The organism is Brenneria roseae subsp. roseae (assembly GCF_003115845.1).
GTDB lineage: Bacteria > Pseudomonadota > Gammaproteobacteria > Enterobacterales > Enterobacteriaceae > Brenneria > Brenneria roseae.
This window is the reverse complement of record NZ_KZ819030.1, coordinates 23581-43585: the sequence shown is the minus strand read 5'-3', so window position 1 is coordinate 43585 and position 20005 is coordinate 23581. Positions and strand designations below refer to the sequence as shown.

Genomic DNA, 20005 nt, shown 5'->3' with positions numbered 1-20005 from the left:
GATAGCTTCTATACCTTAAATAGTTCGAGTCGCAGGAAAGCCAACGCAACTGCAACTTGCCGTATGGCGGGTATATGATGGAGGAAACATGGATCACCGTTTGCTTGAGATCGTGGCTTGTCCGGTATGTAACGGACGTTTGTACTTCAATAAAGAAAAACTGGAACTGATATGCAAGGTTGATGGTTTGGCTTATCCCGTGCGTGATGGCATTCCGGTATTGCTGGAAAGTGAAGCGCGTACCTTAGGCGCTGATGAGATAACACAATGACTTTCACTGTTATTATTCCAGCGCGCTTTGCGTCGAGTCGTTTGCCTGGCAAACCGCTGGCGGATATTAATGGCAAACCGATGGTGCTCCATGTCATGGAACGGGCGCTGGAATCAGGGGCCCGGCGCGTGATTGTCGCTACCGATCACCCTGATGTACAAACGGCGATTCAGCAGGCCGGCGGAGAAGTGTGCCTGACCAGTCCAGACCATAACTCCGGTACGGAACGGCTTGCCGAGGTGATCGAACGTTATGGCTTTGCCGATGACGAAATCATCGTGAATGTACAGGGCGATGAACCCATTATCCCGCCGGTCATTATCCGTCAGGTCGCGGAAAATCTGTCCTCCTGCCATGCAGGTATGGCGACGTTGGCTGTGCCGATAGAAACCAGTGAAGAAGCGTTCAATCCTAATGCGGTTAAAGTGGTCACGGATGCCGAAGGATATGCGTTGTATTTTTCACGAGCGACGATTCCCTGGGAGCGAGAGCGTTTTGCCCAATCCAGGGAGAGCATCGGCGATCATTTCTTACGACATATTGGTATTTACGCGTATCGTGCCGGGTTCGTCCGACGCTATGTCAGCTGGGCGCCTAGTCGGTTAGAGCAAATTGAGCTACTGGAGCAGTTGCGCGTCCTGTGGTACGGCGAAAAGATTCACGTTGCCGTGGCAAAAGCGATTCCCAGTGTCGGTGTTGATACGCCAGAAGATTTAGTGCGCGTGCGACAGGTGATGGCTAATCGTTAAGCTAAAAATACTAAGCAGGTGAATGATTAAATAAAAACGGGGATTTTCAGATTATGAAAATCCCCGTTTTTATTTGTATCCGAAATATGTAATCGTATTTTATTCCAGTTATCAAATTTTCAGTCTATTTGGGATGCGTCATTGATCCTGCTTTATTTGATCTGCATTGGGGAAATTGTCATTTGTTGACCGCATCATGACGAGTGGAGCGATTCTGCTCAGTAGAGGTTTTGCCGTTTATGGAACAGTTAAAAGCGGAATTAAGCACGGTGTTGGGGGAAAGCCTGAGTCGTCTTGAACGTATCAGCGAGCAACCCTATGCGCATTTATATGCTTTGTACGATAAAGAAGGCAATGCCATTCCTTTACTTGCCAAAAGTTATGTTTGTCAAGGCGTTGCGCAGCAGGAGGCCTACAAGTTATCCATGCTGGCGCGTGAAGGAGATGTTCGCCTGCCGACGGTATACGGTTTGGTGATTACTCAGCAATCTCCCTATAAAGAGCTGCTGCTGATCGAACGTCTGCGCGGCGTGTCGGTTGAAGCGCCGACTCGTACCGCACAGCGCTGGACGCTGTTGATGGATCAAATCGTAGAGGGCGTCCTGGCCTGGCATCGCATTGATAGCCATGGCTGTGTCGGCTCTGTTGACAGTTCGCAGGAAAATGATTGGATTAGCTGGTATCAGCAGCGTCTGGAAGTGTTATGGGCCACGCTGCTCAACATCACCGCGCCTCAGTTAACACAGGCCGATCGCAGCCTGCTTTATCGTTCCCGTCAGGAGTTGCCTGAATTATTCGATGATTTCAATGACAGCTGTGTGCTGGTGCACGGCAATCTCTCGTTGCGCAGTATGTTGAAAGACGCCCGCACCGATCAGCTACTGGCGATGATTAATCCGGGAATGATGCTTTGGGCGCCCAGAGAGTATGAGCTATTCCGGCTTTGTGAATCAGGGATGCCGGAGCAGCTGTTATATCACTATCTCAAGAAAGCGCCGGTTTCAGAGTCCTTTGTATACCGGCGCTGGCTGTATGTCATCTGGGAAGCGGTTTCCCGTTATATCCACACCGGGCAACTGGATCGCCAGCTCTTTGATCTGGCGTCCCGTGAGCTTGCGCCCTGGCTGGAATAGCGCAGAGCGTCATTGCTCTGGCTCTGTTTTCGTACCTTTCAGGCTTTGCCAGATACGACCCAGCGTTTCATACCAGGCCCGCTCGCTATGCGACAAATAATAGGCTGAAGGGAAGATCTTTTCCCACGGATTAAGGGCGGTAGTGATGGCCAATTGGTTCGCCGGGGCAGGCATGGGATGAAGCCCTTCAGCCTGGAAAAAACGCATTGCGCGAGGTAAATGACTTGCCGATGTCACCAGCCAAAAAGGCTGACTGCCGACAATTTTCGCCGTACCGACGGCTTCCTCTTCCGTATCCCTTGCGCTATCCACCAGCAGGATATCCTGCGGCGGAACCCCCAGACTTTCGGCAACCAGCGCCGCCGTTCTGGCGCTGCTGACCGGGTTGCCTTGCGCTGCCGCGCCGGTGAAAATCATTTTTGCTCCGGGGTTGGCGTGATAGAGGCGAATACCTTCGGTGACCCGTGGCAGGCTGTTGCCGATGAGATTGGAGCTGGGAGCCCAGTCGGAATTATAAGTATAGCCGCCGCCCAGCACCACGATATAATCTGCCCGGGGCCGATCGGCTTGCCAGGTGGGATAGCGCGTTTCCAGCGGTAACAGCAGGCGATCGGCAATTGGCTGGATGCTGAGCAGCATAAGGATAAGCCAGCTTACCAAAATCAGCGTCTTGCCGGTGCGTTGACGCCGGGTAAACCACAGGAACAGCAGGCCGGCGCCCATCAAGATCAATAGCAGTGGAAGGGGCAGCAACAGGCTACCGACAAATTTTTTAAGTGCGAAAAGCATAAAATTGCGTTCCTTTTGGGTGAAAAAACCGCATCCGGGCAGATATTATGTGGTAAGACGATTTATTCTAGGTCAGCCTGTGCCAAAATGGCAGGCTTCAAGGCATCTGATGTGCTGGATCGCCATGCGTTTTTATTCGCCCTGAATCTATGATGCGGAACCATTAACCCATGCAGGATCGCAATTTTAACGATATCGCAGAGAAATTTGCCCAGAATATTTATGGCACGACAAAAGGTGCGCTGCGACAGGCGATTCTATGGCAGGATCTTGAAGGGTTGCTCACCCGGCTTCCGGCACGGCCGTTAAGGGTACTGGATGCCGGCGGCGGTGAAGGGCATATGGCCTGTCGTCTGGCAGCTTTAGGACATCAGATATTGTTGTGCGATTTATCAGATGAGATGATTCAGCGCGCCAAAGAAGCGGCGACCACGCAGGGCGTGATCCAGAATATGCGTTTTGTACAAAGTGCTGCGCAGGATATCGTGCAATATATGGAAAAGCCCGCCGATCTGATATTGTTTCATGCGGTGCTGGAATGGGTGGCTCAGCCACAGCAAGTGCTGGAAATATTGAATGGCTGTCTGTCACCGGGGGGCGCGTTATCCCTGATGTTTTATAACCATCATGGCTTGCTGATGCGTAATATGGTGCTGGGTAATTTTGCCTATGTACAAGCCGGTATGCCCAAGCGCAAGCGGCGGTCGCTGTCGCCCGATCATCCGTTGGATCCTCAGCAGGTTTATCGCTGGCTTGAGGAGATGGGGTTGTCCATCAGCGGTAAAACGGGAGTGCGGGTATTTCACGATTATTTGCAGAATAAACAGCAACAACGTGATAATTTTGCCGAGATTCTGGAGCTTGAACAACGTTATTGCCGGCAGGAACCCTTCGTAAGCTTGGGTCGTTATATCCATGTCATGGCGCATAAACCCCATTTGAAGGATGCATTATGAGTGATTTTTCCCAGACTGTACCCGAACTGGTCGCCTGGGCACGAAAAAATGATTTTTCCCTTTCCCTTCCCACTGAACGTCTGGCCTTTTTACTGGCAATAGCTACGCTCAATGGCGAACGCATGGATGGTGAAATGAGCGAAGGCGAACTGGTCGATGCCTTTCGCCATGTCAGTCAGGGATTTGATCAAACGGACGAAACCATTACGGTCCGTGCCAATAACGCCATCAATGATCTGGTTCGCCAGCGGTTGCTTAATCGCTTTACCAGTGAACAGGCGGAAGGCAATGCCATTTATCGTCTGACGCCGTTGGGTATCGGCATTACCGATTACTACATTCGCCAGCGTGAATTCTCTGCGCTGCGCCTCTCCATGCAGCTCTCGATTGTGGCCCAGGAACTTAGCCGGGCGGCAGAGGCGGCAGAAGAGGGTGGTGATGAGTTCCACTGGCATCGTAATGTGTTCGCGCCGTTGAAATACTCGGTTGCAGAGATTTTTGACAGTATTGATTTATCCCAGCGGGTGATGGATGAACAACAGCAGGGTGTAAAAGAGGATATTGCCGCGTTGCTGAATCAGGATTGGCGAGCGGCGATTAGCAACTGCGAGCAGTTGCTGACGGAAACCTCGAGCACCTTGCGTGAATTGCAGGATACGCTGGAAGCCGCCGGCGACAAACTCCAGGCCAGCCTGCTGAGTATTCAGGACGCCATTCTGGACAATCCACACAATCTGGAATTTGTCGATAAGCTGGTCTTCGATCTGCAAAGCAAACTTGACCGTATTGTCAGTTGGGGCCAGCAGACTATCGATCTATGGATTGGCTACGATCGGCATGTGCATAAATTTATCCGTACCGCTATCGATATGGATAAAAACCGGGTGTTTGCGCAGCGCCTGCGTCAGTCGGTACAAAGTTATTTTGATCATCCCTGGGCACTCACCTTTGCCAACGCCGATCGGCTGCTGGATATGCGCGATGAAGAATTGGCGTTGCGCAGTGAAGAGGTGACGGGCGAGTTGCCGCCAGAGCTGGAATATGAAGAGTTCAGCGAAATACGTGAGCAGTTGATTGCGTTGGTCGAGCAGTCGTTACAGAAATACAAAGAGCAGCAAATACCGCTCAATTTAAGCGATGTGATGCGCGAATATCTGGCGCAGTATCCTCGTTCCCGGCACTTTGATGTTGCCCGAATCGTGGTCGACCAGGCGGTGCGTCTGGGCGTGGCCGAAGCAGATTTCACCGGATTACCCGCGTTGTGGCAGGTAATCAATGATTACGGAGCCAAGGTACAGGCCCATGTCATCGACAAATATTGAACATATCATGCCAGCCAGACTGGTCACCGCGCTGTCGAACCTGTTGTTTCCCGCGTTGGACAGCCAGCTGCGCGCAGGCCGTCATATCGGCATCGAAGAGCTGGAAAATCATGCTTTTCTGATGGATTTTCAGGAAGAACTGGAATCGTTTTACAGCCGTTATAACGTCGAGCTGATTCGTGCGCCAGAAGGTTTCTTCTATCTGCGGCCGCGATCCACCACGCTGATCCCCCGTTCTGTTTTGTCCGAACTGGATATGATGGTGGGGAAAATTCTTTGCTATTTATACCTCAGCCCGGAGCGTCTGGCGCACGAAGGCATTTTCAGCCAGCAAGATCTGTATGAAGAACTGCTCGGCCTGGCGGATGAAAACAAATTACTGAGGCTGGTTAACCAACGTTCAACCGGTTCCGATCTGGATCGCCAGAAATTACAGGAAAAAGTGAGAACTTCTCTTAACCGCCTACGGCGGCTGGGGATGATCTACTTTATGGGCAGTGACAACAGCAAATTTCGAATCACCGAGTCGGTTTTCCGTTTCGGCGCCGATGTGCGCAGCGGCGATGACGCGCGTGAGGCGCAATTGCGGATGATTCGCGATGGCGAAGCGATGCCGGTTGACGGTAACCTGTCACTGAAAGATGAAAGTGACGAGAACGATCGCACAGACGATACCCCGCCTGAGAGTGTTGAGGATGAACAGGAATGATTGAACGCGGTAAATTTCGCTCACTGACGCTGGTCAACTGGAATGGTTTTTTCGCCCGCACGTTTGATCTGGATGAATTGGTGACCACGTTGTCGGGAGGCAACGGGGCCGGAAAGTCCACCACCATGGCGGCGTTTATTACGGCATTGATTCCCGATCTGACATTGCTGCACTTTAGAAACACCACTGAAGCCGGGGCCACCAGCGGTTCCCGTGATAAAGGCCTGCACGGTAAATTGCGTGCCGGCGTGTGTTATTCCGCACTGGATGTCGTCAATTCCCGTCATCAGCGTGTGCTGGTGGGGGTGCGCCTGCAACAGGTTGCCGGACGCGATCGCAAGGTCGATATCAAGCCGTTTACCATTCAGGGATTGCCAACCGCGATTCAGCCGACGCAGCTGCTGACCCAGACGGTGGGCGAGCGTCAGGCGCGTGTACTTTCCTTGCAGGAACTGAAAGATCGTGTTGAAGAAATGGAAGGCGTCCAGTTCAAACAGTTCAACTCCATCACGGATTATCATTCCCTGATGTTCGATCTGGGCGTGGTTCCTCGTCGTCTGCGTTCCGCCGCCGACCGCAGCAAATTTTATCGCCTGATTGAAGCATCGTTGTACGGCGGTATCTCCAGCGCCATCACGCGTTCATTGCGTGATTATTTGCTGCCGGAAAACAGCGGCGTGCGCAAGGCGTTTCAGGATATGGAAGCCGCGCTGCGTGAAAACCGCATGACGCTGGAGGCCATTCGCGTTACCCAATCCGATCGTGACTTGTTCAAGCATTTGATTTCTGAGGCGACCTCTTATGTGGCTGCCGACTATATGCGTCATGCCAATGAGCGGCGTATTCATCTGGATAGCGCGCTGGAACTGCGCCGCGACCTGTTTGGCAGCCGTAAACAACTCTCTGCCGAGCAATATCGTCATGTTGAAATGGCGCGTGAGCTGGAAGAGCAAAGCGGCGCAGAAGACTCTCTGGAAACGGATTATCAGGCGGCCAGCGATCACCTGAATCTGGTGCAGACGGCGATGCGTCAGCAGGAAAAAATCGAGCGCTATAACGCGGATCTGGAAGAATTGAGCTACCGTCTCGAAGAACAGAATGAGATTGTTGAAGAAGCGCGTGAGCAACAGGCTGAAAATGAATCCCGAGCCGATGCGGCCGAGCTGGAAGTTGATGAGCTGAAAAGTCAGTTGGCCGATTACCAGCAGGCATTGGATGTACAGCAAACCCGGGCCATTCAGTACCAGCAGGCGCAACAAGCGCTGGAGCGGGCGCGGATGCTGTGTCAATTGCCGGATCTGACCGCTGACAATGCCGATGAGTATCTGGACAGTTATCAGGCGAAAGAGCAGGAAGCTACAGAAATTCTGCTGATGCTTGAGCAAAAGCTGAGCGTGGCCGATGCGGCGCACAGTCAGTTTGAACAAGCCTATGAGCTGGTTTCCCGGATCGCCGGCACCGTCAGTCGTAGCGAAGCCTGGCAGGTTGCGCGCGATCTATTGCGCGATAGTTCTTCGCAGCGCTATCAGGCTGAGCGCGTGCAGCCGCTGCGCATGCGTTTATCGGAGCTGGAACAGCGTCTGCGTGAACAGCAGGATGCCGAGCGGCTGCTACAGGATTTCAACAAGCGTCACGGTCAGGAGTGTGAGCCAGAAGAACTGGATTCTCTCCAGCAGGAACTGGAGGCGCGAATCGAAACTCTGTCGTCGCTGGTGGCTGAGGCTGGGGAACGCCGTATGGCGTTGCGCCAGGAACTGGAACAAACCCAACAGCGTATTCAGCAACTGACGGCACGGGCGCCGGTTTGGCTGGCGGCGCAGGAAATGTTGACGCAGCTGAGCGAGCAAAGCGGCGAAACATTTGAAGACAGCCGTCAGGTGACGGAGTACATGCAGCAGTTGCTGGAGCGTGAGCGTGAAACCACGGTTGAACGCGATGAGATCGCCACCCGCAAGCGGCATATCGAAGCCCAGATTGAACGGCTGAGTCAGCCCGGAGGTTCCGAAGATCCGCGGCTGAATGCATTGGCGGAACGCTTTGGCGGCGTATTGCTGTCAGAAATCTACGACGATGTCACTTTGGATGATGCGCCGTATTTTTCTGCGCTTTACGGCCCTTCACGTCATGGGATCGTGGTTGCGGATCTCTCGCTGGTTCGGGAACAATTGGCCGGACTGGAAGATTGCCCGGAAGATTTATATCTGATCGAAGGGGATCCGCAGTCGTTCGACGACAGCGTTTTTGCGGTGGAAGAGCTGGAACGCGCGGTCGTGGTGAAAGTGGCGGAACGCCAGTGGCGCTATTCCCGTTTTCCTGACGTTCCGCTGTTTGGCCGGGCGGCACGCGAAATGCGGCTGGAAAGTCTGCGCGATGAGCGCGAAGCGCTGGCGGAACAGTACGCGACGCTCTCTTTTGACGTGCAGAAGACCCAGCGTTTACACCAGTCGTTCAGCCGTTTTATTGGTACCCATCTGGCCGTCGCATTTGACGACGATCCTGAAACGGATATCCGTGGCTTAAACTCCCGTCGTGGCGAGCTTGAGCGTGCCATCGCCAACTTTGACGGTGAAAATCAGCAGCAGCGTCAGCAGTACGAACAGGCAAAAGAGCTCAGTGCCATGCTGAACCGGCTGATTCCTCGCGTTAGCCTGCTATGCGATGACAGCCTGCACGATCGGGTTGAAGAAATTCGTGCGGAGCTGGATGAAACAGAAGAGTCCGTGCGATTTATTCAGCAGCATGGCGCCGCGTTGGCCAAACTGGAGCCGATGGTTTCGGTATTGCAAAACGACCCACAGCAGCATGAGCAGTTAAAAGAAGACTATGCGCAGGCGCAAAACGCACAGCGCCACGCCAAGCAACAGGCATTCTCCCTGACGGAAGTCGTACAGCGCCGGGCGCACTTTAGCTATACCGATTCTGCCGGGATGCTGGGCGAGAACGCCGATCTCAACGACAAACTTCGTCAGCGTCTGGAACAGGCCGAAGCGGAACGGACGAGAGCCCGGGAGCAACTGCGCCAGCATCAGTCACAGCTTACGCAATACAGCCAGCTCCAGGCTTCACTGAAAAGTTCTTATGACGCCAAGCGCGACATGTTGAAAGAACTGACCCAGGAGCTACAGGACATTGGCGTCAGGGCGGATGCCGACGCCGAGTCACGCGCTCGTCAGCGCCGTGACGAACTGCATACCGCGTTGAGCGAGAATCGCGCGCGGCGCAATCAGCTGGAAAAACAGATTACGTTCTGTGAAGCGGAGATGGATAGCCTGCAAAAGAAACTGCGCAAGCTGGAACGTGATTACCATCAGATGCGTGAGCAGGTGGTCACGGCGAAGGCCGGCTGGTGCGCGGTAATGCGCCTGGTTAAAGATAACGGCGTGGAGCGTCGTTTACATCGCCGTGAATTGGCCTATATGGACGGCGACGAACTGCGTTCTATGTCGGATAAAGCGTTGGGCGCCCTGCGTCTGGCGGTTGCGGATAACGAGCATTTGCGTGACGTACTGCGTCTTTCTGAGGATCCTAAACGTCCGGAGCGGAAAATTCAGTTCTATATCGCCGTGTATCAACACCTGCGCGAACGCATCCGGCAGGATATCATCCGCACCGATGACCCGGTTGAGGCCATTGAGCAGATGGAAATTGAGCTTAATCGTCTGACGGAAGAGCTGACAGCGCGCGAGCAAATGCTGGCGATCAGTTCACGCAGCGTGGCGAATATTATCCGCAAGACGATCCAGCGTGAACAGAACCGCATTCGCATGCTGAACCAGGGGTTGCAATCCGTGGCGTTTGGTCAGGTAAAGAGTGTACGCCTGAACGTGAATGTGCGAGAAACGCATACCACGCTGTTGAATGTTTTGTCTGAACAGCAGGAGATGCATCAGGATCTGTTTAACAGCAACCGGCTGACCTTCTCGGAAGCCTTGGCCAAACTGTATCAACGCCTGAACCCGGAAATCGACATGGGGCAGCGGACACCGCAAACCATTGGTGAAGAACTGCTGGATTATCGGAATTATCTGGAAATGGAAGTTGAGGTCAACCGTGGTGCCGATGGTTGGTTACGTGCGGAGAGCGGCGCATTATCGACCGGGGAAGCGATCGGTACGGGGATGTCGATTCTGGTCATGGTGGTTCAGAGCTGGGAAGAAGAGTCCAAGCGGTTACGCGGCAAAGATATCTCGCCATGCCGTTTACTGTTCCTGGATGAAGCGGCCCGTCTGGATGCCAAATCGATTGCGACGTTGTTTGAACTCTGCGATCGTCTGGAAATGCAGTTGATTATCGCTGCACCGGAGAATATCAGCCCTGAAAAAGGGACAACGTATAAGCTGGTGCGTAAGGTGCATCAGAATCATGAGCACGTTCACGTGGTGGGCTTACGTGGTTTTGCGAGTGAATCTCCGGAAATTAAGGAACGGGCTTCTTAGCGAAATCTGTAATGATATTGGACGATAAAGCCGCTTTTTTAAGCGGCTTTATTTATGGCGGCGATCCTGTTGCGCCGATCGCCGCCCGCTCGCGAGGTTTAAAATCGCTCCCGGCGATGTTGGGGGATGGCGCGGAAAAAAGGGATAACTTGCCGGACCAGTAAGATAATAGTGTGAAGGGAGAAGCAAAATTATTTTTCTCTTTATATACTGACAATAAAGACGGAAGAATATGCCATTCATGAACGACGATATTATCTGCTTTGAACCACGGGTGAATATTGCCACTTAAAACCATAATTTTTTATTTGCAATAATTGAGTTCGGTTATTTTATTTCCACGATCAAAACCGTTTGTCGTGGAAGGAATGGTAGTCAATGTGTACAGGGGATATATGGATGTTGTTATATAAACGAAAAATGCAGAGGCTACTGTGGAGTGCCGGTTGTATCTGGGTATGTAGCCTGTTTCCTTCTTTTTCGGCGCAGGCGGCATCACCCACGGCTTTGTCTGGCGTTTCGCAAGATCCCGGGGCAGTTTCGATAGAACAGAGTAGAGCGTTATTATTGGCGACATTACCTAAATCGGTGACGCCGAAATATCTGTCCGATCTGTCATTATTATATGCCAGTCACGCTATGCAACCCATGTGGACCGACAATCGCGCTGTTCAGCAATTTCAACAGCAGCTGGCCGAATTGGCGATTGCCGGGATACAGCCTCAGTTCACCGCATGGGTTTCCTGGCTGACCGATCCTCAAATCACCGGTTTTGCTCGGGACATTATCTTATCCGATGCCATGCTCGGTTATTTGCAGTTTGTTTCCGACGTTGAGCGCAATGGCAATAGCTGGTTATACAGCAGCGTGCCTTATCGTTTGCAATCCCCATCAGCAAGTGTGGTCAGCCAATGGCAGCAGTCAATCGCATCAGAAAACAGTGCGGCCTATGTTGCCTCGCTGGCGCCTCAACATTCGCAATACGCCAAGATGCATGACGCATTGAAAAACATGCTGATGGATAATCGCCCCTGGCCGAAATTGAACCTGTCCGAAACGCTGCGTCCGGAACAACAAAGTCAGGAACTGGCCGTCCTGCGTGAAATTCTGCAACGGACCGGTATGTTAACGGCAACAGAGAATCTTATGTTGTTCAGTGAACAACAGGCGACCGCGGCGTTATCTATTACGCCACAGCCGACACAAGGACCGGAAACGGGCACCGTTGACAGTGCCTTGACGAATCCTGAAAACCGTTATAGCGGTGAACTGGTTGAAGCGGTTAAACGTTTCCAGCACTGGCAAGGGCTGGAGGCTGACGGCGTGATTGGTAAGCGAACGCGCGATTGGCTGAATGTTTCACCTCAGATGCGGGCAACGTTGCTGGCGCTGAATATTCAGCGACTGCGTTTGCTGCCGGATAATGTTAACACTGGCATTATGGTGAATATCCCCAATTACTCGCTGATTTACTATCAGGACGGCGCGGAGCGGCTGTCATCGCGGGTGATTGTGGGACAGCCTAAGCGCAAAACGCCGTTGATGAGCAGCTCGCTTTATAATGTGGTGGTCAATCCGCCGTGGAATGTTCCCACCACGCTGACGCGTCAGGATATTATTCCGAAGGTTATTCGGGATCCAGGCTATTTACAGCGTCATGGCTATACGGTGCTGTCTGGCTGGAGCCAGGATTCAGAAGCGATTGATCCCTCGATGATTGACTGGCCCATGGTTTCTCCAGATCGTTTCCCTTATCGGCTGCGCCAGGCGCCGGGCGTCAATAACTCGTTGGGACGCTATAAGTTCAATATGCCAAACTCGGAAGCTATCTATCTGCACGATACGCCGAATCATAATCTGTTCCAGCGAGATATCCGGGCACTGAGTTCGGGCTGTGTTCGCGTCAACAAGGCATCTGAACTGGCCGCCATGCTATTGCAGGATGCAGGCTGGAATAATGCGCGTATCTCATCAACGCTGGATCAGGGCAATACGACTTATGTGCCGATGAAACATCGGATCCCGGTAAGCCTGTATTATTTAACCGCCTGGGTTGCAGAGGATGGTAAACCACAGTTCAGAACAGATATTTACAATTATGATGATACGGCAAGAGCGGGCGCGCACATATTACCAAAAGCGGGTTTATTGCTGTTGTAATTATTGAAAATTGCGCGACTTAGCGAAACCGACGCGAATTCCGCTCTCGGGGGGATCATTGCGATCCCCTTCAAACCCATGACTAAAGCGGGTTGACTCACTTTCCATAGGCAGTTAAGGTTCATGGCGGTGCGTTTTGAGTGCCTCCATTTACACCGTTCTTTTAGCCAGGGTAATTCGTTCTATGGAAGACATTGACAATCATCGTCGCAAATGGCTTGCGCTAGGTGGTGCAGCATTAGGTATTGCGCTTCTTCCCGGTCAAGCGTTCGCCACATTATCGACACCCCGACCACGTATTTTAACGCTTAATAACCTCAATACGGGTGAACGCCTCAAAACGGAATTCTTTAATGGCAGAGGTTACAATAAAGAAGAATTGTCCCGTTTAAACCACTTTTTCCGTGACTACCGAGCAAATAAAGTTAAAACGATTGATCCCCACCTTTTTGATCAGCTTTACCGCTTACAGGTGATGCTGGAAACGAATAAGCCGATACAGCTGATTTCTGGATATCGGGCAATCGACACCAATAATGAACTCCGTGCGCACAGCAAAGGCGTTGCCAAACAAAGTTATCATACCAAAGGGCAGGCGATGGATTTTCATATCGACGGTGTTCAACTCGCCAACCTGCGCAAAGCGGCGATAAAGATGCGGGCAGGCGGAGTCGGTTATTATCCTCGCAGTAATTTTGTTCATATCGATACCGGCCCTGTTCGCACCTGGTAGCATTTCGGGTTACGATGGATCATCTCGAAATCGTTTACCCTGACAGACAGGGTCGCGGCTGGCATTGCTGTCATCGCCGGGTTTTGCGACAGCCAGCGTCTGTCAGGTTGTTTTAAAATGGAGCGGTATGAAATATCAAATAGTCCCTGTGACGGCGTTCAGCCAGAACTGTACATTACTATGGTGTGAAGCGACGAACGAAGCTGCCATTGTCGATCCGGGCGGTGATGCGGATAAAATCAAACGTGCGGTGACGAATGCGGGTATCACGGTAAAGCAAATTTTACTGACCCATGGACATTTAGATCACGTTGGTGCGGCCGCCGAGCTTGCAGAACATTATCAGGTGCCGATCGTTGGCCCCCATATTAAAGATACTTTCTGGCTGGAAGGATTGCCCGCACAGAGCCGCATGTTTGGACTGGATGAGTGTAAACCGTTAACGCCTTCGCGCTGGTTACAGGAAGGGGACACGGTCAAAGTCGGCGAAGTTGTGCTGGCTGTATTCCATTGCCCTGGCCATACGCCCGGTCATGTTGTCTTTTTTGATGAAGTTTCACGGCTGGCTCAGGTTGGCGACGTAATTTTTAATGGCGGCGTAGGGCGTACCGACTTCCCGCAGGGCGACCATCAGGCGCTGATCTCTTCGATCAAGAATAAACTGTTTCCGCTGGGTGATGATGTCACCTTTATTCCCGGGCATGGACCGATCTCGACGTTAGGTCAGGAACGAAGAACCAATCCTTTTGTTCGTGATGAACCTGCGATTTGGTAGGTTTACATCAGGCACGCATAAAAAAGCCGGCTAAATTTGCCGGCTTTTGCGTTAATTGTTATTGGGTTATCCGTTACAGTACCGCGACGATGGCCTCACACAGCGGGGCCATGTTTTCAGGCGTCATGCCCGCCACGTTGATACGACCAGAATTAACGGCATAAACACCAAATTCATCACGCAGGCGCAGGACCTGATCTTTATTCAGTCCGCTAAACGAGAACATGCCATTTTGGTTAATAATAAAAGAGAAGTCCTGTTTGGCGCCTTTCTCCTGTAGCGTATTCACAAACAGCTGACGCATACGCTGGATACGTTCACGCATTGCCGTCAATTCCTGCTCCCAGATGGCGCGCAGTGCATCGTTGCCGAGAATGGTTGCAACCACGGTCGCACCGTGTGACGGCGGATTGGAGTAGTTTGCACGAATGGCGGCTTTCACCTGGCTGAACGCTTTATCGACGGTCTCGGCATCGGCGGCAACCACCGTACAGGCGCCCACGCGCTCGTTATACAGACCGAAGTTCTTGGAATAAGAGCTGCAAACGATCAGTTCATGGTGTTTTGCTGCGAAGATGCGCAATCCTTCCGCATCTTCTTCCAGCCCTCGGGCAAAACCCTGATAAGCGAAATCAAATAGCGGCAGCCACCCTTTTTGTACAGAAAGCTCGGCCAGTTTGCTCCACTGCGCCGCCGTGGGGTCGATACCCGTAGGGTTATGGCAACAACCGTGGAAAAGCACCACATCTCCAGCTTGAGCGGCGTTAAGGCTGTTTAACAGGCCATCGAAGTCCAGTGAGTGGTTGGCGGCGTCGTAGTAATTATATTCGCAGACTTCCAACCCGACCGCAGAGAATATGTTTTTATGATTTGGCCAGGTAGGGTTGCTGATCCAGATGCGTTTCGCCGATGTCTGGTTAGCGATAAAATCAGCCGCGACGCGCAGGCCACCGGTACCGCCAGGCGTTTGCGCCGTCCGCGCGCGTTTGTCGATAATGATGCTGTTTTGTTTGCCAAACAGCAATTCCTGTGTACACAGGGCAAAGGCAGGAAGACCATCTATGCCCAAATAGTTTTTTGTCGTCTCGTTTTCTAACAGAAACTGTTCTGCTTTTTTAACGCTGGTCAGTACCGGTGTTTTACCCGTTTCATCTTTATAAACACCAATCCCTAAATTGATTTTGCTCGGACGAGCATCAGCGCGGAAAAGATCGGTCAGCCCAAGAATAGGATCGGCGGGTGCGGCAGAGATATTTTCAAACATTGATAGGGTGTTCCATGACAGAGATTAAGCAAGAATTCCCAGATTACCGCCACCAAAAGCCTTTGCCAACCACTGAATTAAAAAAGACGGGGAAATAATAAAGGGGAAGGAGGAAACAAAATAAAAGACTGGTTAAAAAGAGATTATGGAGATTTAAACACAGAACACACAAACAAAAAGACAGGGACGAAGCCCTGTCTTTTCCGCACGATAAACGGTTAAACCGTTACACGAGGCATAATCAACTTAGAACTGATAAACCAGACCAACAGCAACGGTATCGTCTGTACCAGCACTGTAGGTGTCTTTATCGGAATCGATCAGGTTGATATCGTATTCAACATAGGTAGATATATTTTTGTTGAATGCGTAAGTTGCGGCAACGCTGACGTATTTAGTTACGTATGCATTGTTACCATTAGAGTCATCTTTAGCTTTGGAGGAAACATAAGCCAGAGAAGGTGTCAAACCAAAATCAAAGGTATATTGAGCAACGGCTTCGAATACTTTGGTTTTGTCTGCATATGCAGTATTAGCTGCGCCAACATAAGTCAGGTTACGGTATTGGCCATAAGTAGCTGCCAGATATACGTTGTTGGCGTCATATTTCAGGCCGGTAGCCCAAGCCTCAGCTCTTGAACCTTCACCGCCTTGTTGTTGAAGGTTGGTGCGGTCATAAGAACCGTAAGATGCAGTTGCACCGATACCGATTTCAGATTCATAAGCCAGTGAAGTACCCCAACCGTCGCCATTCTGTTTGTTAATGGCACGAGAACCTTCATTTTTGCCCTGATATTGCAGGCCGAAGCTCAGACCGTCAACCAGACCGAAAAAGTTGCTGTTACGATAGGTGGCTACACCTGTAACACGCTGAGTTAAGTTGTCGGTATATGTAGAATCGCCACCGAATTCCGGCAGAACGTCGGTGTAAGAGAGACCGTCGTACACGATACCCAAGTTACGACCGTAATCAAAAGAACCGAAGTCGCCATATTTCAAACCAGCAAAGGCAAAACGGGTTTTGTCAGCGGTACCGCTAGTAGATTCAGGCTGGCTACCGTTAAACTGATATTCAAAACGACCATAGCCAGTCAGCAGATCGTTAATTTGCGTTTCGCCTTTGAAACCGAGACGAGCATAAGTCTGATCGCCATCACTGTTCTGGCTATTGTCATCTGCGAAGTAATGCAGAGCAGTTACTCGACCGTACAGGTCCAGCTTGTTACCGTCTTTGTTATATACTTCAGCAGCGTTTGCTGCGCCTGCGGCTAACAGAACTGGGATTACCACTGCAAGAATATTGCGTTTCATCATTATTACCCTCATTGGTGTTATTCAGACACCTGCCACTGCCATAAAAAATTCCTTACGGAACGTTCCTGAAAGTTTGGTGTCTTCCTGTGTCTGAACGCAGTTTTCCATTCACTCGCCAGTTAATCCACCCCGAAAATGCTACTAAGTTCTCAATCGAGTAACCAATGGAAAATTTGTATTACAAAATGTAAATTTTAGGGAACTTTGTGAGGCAGCCCTAAAATTAAAAAAAAAGAGTCGGGAAACCCGACTCTCCTTTTCTACATATTTGTTTTACTTATATTAAATTTTTATTTAGAAACTGGCGTTCCTCGGCGTGCGTGGAAACGGAATAACATCGCGCACATTTTGTACGCCAGTAACATAAGCGATCAGGCGTTCAAATCCCAATCCAAATCCAGAATGTGGAATGGTGCCGTAACGGCGCAGATCGCGATACCACCAGTAATCTTCTTTATTCAGTCCCATCGCTTCCATACGGCTATCCAACTGCTCAAGACGCTCTTCACGCTGAGAACCGCCGATGATTTCACCAATTCCCGGCGCCAGCACATCCATGGCGGCAACGGTTTTACCGTCGCTGTTCATACGCATATAGAATGCCTTGATGTCTTTCGGGTAGTTTTTAACCACAACGGGGGCTTTGAAATGTTTCTCCGCCAGATAACGCTCGTGTTCGGAAGAGAGATCAACGCCCCAGTAAACCGGGTTTTCAAACTGTTGACCGCAGTTCAGCAATATTTCTACGGCGTCGGTATAGTCGACCTGAGCAAAATCAGAGGTGATAAAGCTTTTCAAACGGCTGATCGCTTCTTTATCTACGCGCTCAGCGAAGAACGCCATATCATCCGCACGCTCATCAAGAACGGCTTTAAAAACATACTTCAACAAGTTTTCGGCCAGACCGGCAATATCATCCAGTGAAGCGAAAGCGACTTCCGGCTCTATCATCCAGAATTCAGCCAGATGACGGCTGGTATTGGAGTTTTCTGCGCGGAACGTTGGGCCAAAGGTATACACTTTGGAGAGCGCGCACGCATAGGTTTCGCCGTTCAACTGGCCCGATACGGTAAGAAACGCTTCTTTGCCAAAAAAGTCTTCGCTGAAATCTACCTTGCCTTGCTCAGTACGCGGCAAATTTTCCAGATCGAGGGTGGAAACGCGGAACATTTCACCTGCGCCTTCCGTATCGGAAGCCGTAATCAGCGGTGTTGACACCCAAAAGTAACCATTTTCATGAAAGAAACGGTGAATGGCCTGAGCCAGCGTATGACGAACACGGGCAACGGCGCCGATCAGATTGGTGCGCGGACGCAAATGCGCCACTTCACGCAGGTATTCGATGCTGTGGCGTTTTGCGGCCATGGGGTAAGTATCTGGATCGTCAATCCAGCCAACCACGTTGATCTGGGATGCCTGCAACTCAAAACTTTGGCCTTCGCCTGGGGATGCTACGACTTTGCCCGTCACTTCCACGGAACAACCTGTGGTCAGGCGCAGGACGTCATTCTGGTAATTGGAGAGATTATTATTAACGACAGCCTGTAATGGATTAAAGCAGGAGCCGTCATAAACGGCAACAAAGGAGATACCGGCTTTAGAATCTCTCCGGGTACGTACCCAGCCGCGCACGGTGACTTCGCTGTCAACGGCAACACGGCCTTGCAGTACGTCGACTACAGGCACTACGCTCATAAAATTCTCTCTTCAATTAACTATTGTTTAGAAACAGTGGATGACCCGGAAACGGGTGAATTGCTATGTTACTTGCCGTCGAGCAGGACACAAGCAGAAATCGCCGGAATGCAATAAGTTTTACGCATTCCGGCTTATCCGGACTAAAAGTTAGGCAGTCTCGGCCTGGTCAACAGGCATTAACTGGCTTTTCTTATGCGGGGCAGAGCGAATGCTTTGCGCAATTCACACACAAAGGCCTGATCCTGACAAATCGTTTTTCCCGGGCTATCGGAAAGTTTTGCGACCGGTTTACCATTGCACTCCACCAGTTTGATGACGATGTTCAATGGCGTTATTCCCGGAATATCGCACGTCAGACGAGTACCGATACCAAATACCAGATTGATACGCGGCCAGAAGTGACGATATAGCCTGAGCGCTTTATCAAGATTCAGATTATCGGAAAACACCAGCGTTTTACTCATCGGATCAATGTGTAAACGCTGATAATGGGTAATCGCTTTTTCTCCCCAATCGACCGGGTCACCAGAGTCATGGCGTAACCCTTGATAGGATTCGGCAAAGCGGGTATCAAAATCGCGCAGGAAGGCATCCATGGTAATGCAGTCAGTCAGCGCAATGCCCAGTTGATTGGGGTATTCGTTTAACCACATCTGCAACGCCGCACGCTGGCTGTTGGCAAGTACCGGACTGATTTGTTGATGAGCCTGGAACCATTCGTGAGCCTGAGTACCAACGGGCGTCAGTTTTAAACGGCGAGCCAAATCATAGTTGCTGGTGCCGATGAGATACGGAAACTCGGATTGCAGCTTGCTGACGATCCGGTATTGAACGTCGCGTGAAAAGCGGCGGCGGGTACCAAAATCCATGAGCTTGAACTGGCTGATGTCCATATCGGCGCTGATCTGCCGGAAATGGGCCAGCGTTTTATCAAGCTGTGCAATCGCTTGCTCGGCTTCGACCTGCGAAGAGCGGTTCCGGTGGACCACTTCGCTGATCACCGCCAGCAGAGGCACTTCCCACAGGATGACTTCCCGCCATGGCCCGGCAATACGAATATCCAGCTTACCGTGGTTATTCCTGATGCTTACCTGCTGTGGATTGAAACGAAATGTTCTCAGCCAGTTCAGGTAATCCTGCTTGAAGAAGGGCAGGGAAGAAAGGTAGTTAAACTCTTCATCGCTCAGCGACAAAAAGCGCATAAGAGCAACCTGCTCGGTTATCTCTTCAGCATAGATTCCCAACAATTCATCACCGCGACAGCGGAATTCAGCCGCAACATCGACATGGTAATAATGGTGATACACGGCTTGCTGCATATGCAGCTTGTAAGCATCGGTATCCAGCAATGAAGTTAGAATCGGGGAAGTGTGCAAAGTCATAATGCGTTACAGCATCCTCGTTAGACGCATATCCACTTTCAGGACAATCGGCAAGGTTCGGTCAGTATACCTTGATTCCCATTTCTTTACCTTATCACAACATAATGGGGCGCCAGAGGCGAGATTTAAACGTGCTATACCTGTCATCTTCCAAACGCAGGTACGTTGGCTACACTTAATTATTCTGGGTCCCTTTCTAGGCTTTGTCTCTTCGGCGCGACCGCCAACCGCTTTCTTGCCACTCGAAATCTATTGAGTAGATGACGGAATTTATCATTATATTGTCTTGGTAACATCGACGTAACAGGAATAGA

The 20005-nt window shown here is 51.1% G+C and carries 16 protein-coding genes; 10 read left to right on the top strand and 6 right to left on the bottom strand.

Translation table 11 applies throughout. The features are described 5' to 3' along the window. Positions 1–88: 88 nt before the first annotated feature. The 3 genes from DDT52_RS13225 (at position 89) to DDT52_RS13215 (ending at position 2153) form a co-directional block, all read left to right on the top strand. Complete coding sequence (locus tag DDT52_RS13225; RefSeq protein ID WP_109491507.1) at positions 89–271, top strand: Trm112 family protein; 183 nt, start codon at positions 89–91, stop codon at positions 269–271. Continuing rightward, entirely contained in the window at positions 268–1020 is a 753-nt protein-coding gene (gene kdsB, locus DDT52_RS13220) for a 3-deoxy-manno-octulosonate cytidylyltransferase (RefSeq protein WP_136156765.1), read from the top strand. Before DDT52_RS13225 ends, kdsB begins: the two co-directional genes overlap by 4 nt. Positions 1021–1259: 239 nt before the next feature. Continuing rightward, a complete protein-coding gene (locus DDT52_RS13215) occupies positions 1260–2153 on the top strand; it encodes a YcbJ family phosphotransferase (RefSeq protein ID WP_136156764.1) in 894 nt (297 codons plus the stop codon). Between the two features lie 9 nt (positions 2154–2162). On the opposite strand, the gene elyC is transcribed toward DDT52_RS13215, so the two are convergent. Next, the gene (gene elyC, locus DDT52_RS13210) at positions 2163–2942 is read right to left on the bottom strand and encodes an envelope biogenesis factor ElyC (protein WP_136156763.1); all 780 of its coding nucleotides are present in this window, start codon (positions 2940–2942) and stop codon (positions 2163–2165) included. A gap of 170 nt (positions 2943–3112) precedes the next feature. Between elyC and cmoM the strand changes: the two genes are divergently transcribed. The 4 genes from cmoM to mukB are packed head-to-tail and all read left to right on the top strand — an operon-like array spanning position 3113 to position 10365. Next, positions 3113–3898: a tRNA uridine 5-oxyacetic acid(34) methyltransferase CmoM gene (gene cmoM, locus DDT52_RS13205; RefSeq protein ID WP_136156762.1), complete on the top strand. Its 786-nt coding sequence runs from the start codon at positions 3113–3115 to the stop codon at positions 3896–3898. After that, on the top strand, positions 3895–5220 hold the full coding sequence (mukF, locus tag DDT52_RS13200; protein ID WP_136156761.1) for a chromosome partition protein MukF: 1326 nt from the start codon (positions 3895–3897) through the stop codon (positions 5218–5220). Before cmoM ends, mukF begins: the two co-directional genes overlap by 4 nt. Continuing rightward, positions 5201–5929, top strand: a complete 729-nt coding sequence (gene mukE / locus DDT52_RS13195; protein ID WP_136156760.1) for a chromosome partition protein MukE — start codon at positions 5201–5203, stop codon at positions 5927–5929. Before mukF ends, mukE begins: the two co-directional genes overlap by 20 nt. Beyond that, the gene (mukB, locus tag DDT52_RS13190; protein WP_136156759.1) at positions 5926–10365 is read left to right on the top strand and encodes a chromosome partition protein MukB; all 4440 of its coding nucleotides are present in this window, start codon (positions 5926–5928) and stop codon (positions 10363–10365) included. Before mukE ends, mukB begins: the two co-directional genes overlap by 4 nt. Positions 10366–10417: 52 nt before the next feature. Here mukB and DDT52_RS13185 read toward each other — a convergent pair whose 3' ends face one another. Then, complete coding sequence (locus tag DDT52_RS13185; RefSeq protein ID WP_136156758.1) at positions 10418–10663, bottom strand: hypothetical protein; 246 nt, start codon at positions 10661–10663, stop codon at positions 10418–10420. 80 nt (positions 10664–10743) lie between these two features. Here DDT52_RS13185 and ldtD point away from each other — a divergent pair, with 80 nt between their 5' ends. The 3 genes from ldtD (at position 10744) to DDT52_RS13170 (ending at position 14033) form a co-directional block, all read left to right on the top strand. Continuing rightward, positions 10744–12525, top strand: coding sequence for a L,D-transpeptidase (gene ldtD, locus DDT52_RS13180; RefSeq protein ID WP_486599211.1), 1782 nt, complete (start codon positions 10744–10746; stop codon positions 12523–12525). A gap of 184 nt (positions 12526–12709) precedes the next feature. Then, complete coding sequence (gene mepK / locus DDT52_RS13175; protein ID WP_109054880.1) at positions 12710–13258, top strand: peptidoglycan L,D-endopeptidase MepK; 549 nt, start codon at positions 12710–12712, stop codon at positions 13256–13258. Between the two features lie 127 nt (positions 13259–13385). Continuing rightward, on the top strand, positions 13386–14033 hold the full coding sequence (locus tag DDT52_RS13170; protein ID WP_136156756.1) for an MBL fold metallo-hydrolase: 648 nt from the start codon (positions 13386–13388) through the stop codon (positions 14031–14033). Positions 14034–14106: 73 nt separating this feature from the next. On the opposite strand, the gene DDT52_RS13165 is transcribed toward DDT52_RS13170, so the two are convergent. From DDT52_RS13165 to pncB, 4 genes are all read right to left on the bottom strand, one after another. Continuing rightward, positions 14107–15297, bottom strand: coding sequence for an amino acid aminotransferase (locus tag DDT52_RS13165; protein WP_136156755.1), 1191 nt, complete (start codon positions 15295–15297; stop codon positions 14107–14109). Between the two features lie 246 nt (positions 15298–15543). Continuing rightward, a complete protein-coding gene (locus tag DDT52_RS13160; protein ID WP_281728908.1) occupies positions 15544–16611 on the bottom strand; it encodes a porin in 1068 nt (355 codons plus the stop codon). Between the two features lie 294 nt (positions 16612–16905). Beyond that, the gene (gene asnS / locus DDT52_RS13155) at positions 16906–18306 is read right to left on the bottom strand and encodes an asparagine--tRNA ligase (RefSeq protein ID WP_136156754.1); all 1401 of its coding nucleotides are present in this window, start codon (positions 18304–18306) and stop codon (positions 16906–16908) included. Positions 18307–18485: 179 nt separating this feature from the next. Then, positions 18486–19691 (bottom strand): nicotinate phosphoribosyltransferase, encoded by a 1206-nt coding sequence (pncB, locus tag DDT52_RS13150; RefSeq protein WP_136156753.1) that lies wholly within the window; start codon positions 19689–19691, stop codon positions 18486–18488. Positions 19692–20005 lie beyond the last annotated feature (314 nt).

Excerpts from the sequence above, each read along its gene's own strand:
- mukE (WP_136156760.1), top strand. The coding sequence starts at position 5,201 with ATGTCATCGACAAATATTGAACATATCATGCCAGCCAGACTGGTCACC.
- pncB (WP_136156753.1), bottom strand. The coding sequence starts at position 19,691 with ATGACTTTGCACACTTCCCCGATTCTAACTTCATTGCTGGATACCGAT.
- DDT52_RS13165 (WP_136156755.1), bottom strand. The coding sequence starts at position 15,297 with ATGTTTGAAAATATCTCTGCCGCACCCGCCGATCCTATTCTTGGGCTG.
- cmoM (WP_136156762.1), top strand. The coding sequence starts at position 3,113 with ATGCAGGATCGCAATTTTAACGATATCGCAGAGAAATTTGCCCAGAAT.
- DDT52_RS13160 (WP_281728908.1), bottom strand. The coding sequence starts at position 16,611 with ATGATGAAACGCAATATTCTTGCAGTGGTAATCCCAGTTCTGTTAGCC.
- ldtD (WP_486599211.1), top strand. The coding sequence starts at position 10,744 with ATGTGTACAGGGGATATATGGATGTTGTTATATAAACGAAAAATGCAG.
- DDT52_RS13225 (WP_109491507.1), top strand. The coding sequence starts at position 89 with ATGGATCACCGTTTGCTTGAGATCGTGGCTTGTCCGGTATGTAACGGA.
- elyC (WP_136156763.1), bottom strand. The coding sequence starts at position 2,942 with ATGCTTTTCGCACTTAAAAAATTTGTCGGTAGCCTGTTGCTGCCCCTT.
- kdsB (WP_136156765.1), top strand. The coding sequence starts at position 268 with ATGACTTTCACTGTTATTATTCCAGCGCGCTTTGCGTCGAGTCGTTTG.
- mepK (WP_109054880.1), top strand. The coding sequence starts at position 12,710 with ATGGAAGACATTGACAATCATCGTCGCAAATGGCTTGCGCTAGGTGGT.
- mukB (WP_136156759.1), top strand. The coding sequence starts at position 5,926 with ATGATTGAACGCGGTAAATTTCGCTCACTGACGCTGGTCAACTGGAAT.
- DDT52_RS13170 (WP_136156756.1), top strand. The coding sequence starts at position 13,386 with ATGAAATATCAAATAGTCCCTGTGACGGCGTTCAGCCAGAACTGTACA.
- DDT52_RS13185 (WP_136156758.1), bottom strand. The coding sequence starts at position 10,663 with ATGGTTTTAAGTGGCAATATTCACCCGTGGTTCAAAGCAGATAATATC.
- asnS (WP_136156754.1), bottom strand. The coding sequence starts at position 18,306 with ATGAGCGTAGTGCCTGTAGTCGACGTACTGCAAGGCCGTGTTGCCGTT.
- DDT52_RS13215 (WP_136156764.1), top strand. The coding sequence starts at position 1,260 with ATGGAACAGTTAAAAGCGGAATTAAGCACGGTGTTGGGGGAAAGCCTG.
- mukF (WP_136156761.1), top strand. The coding sequence starts at position 3,895 with ATGAGTGATTTTTCCCAGACTGTACCCGAACTGGTCGCCTGGGCACGA.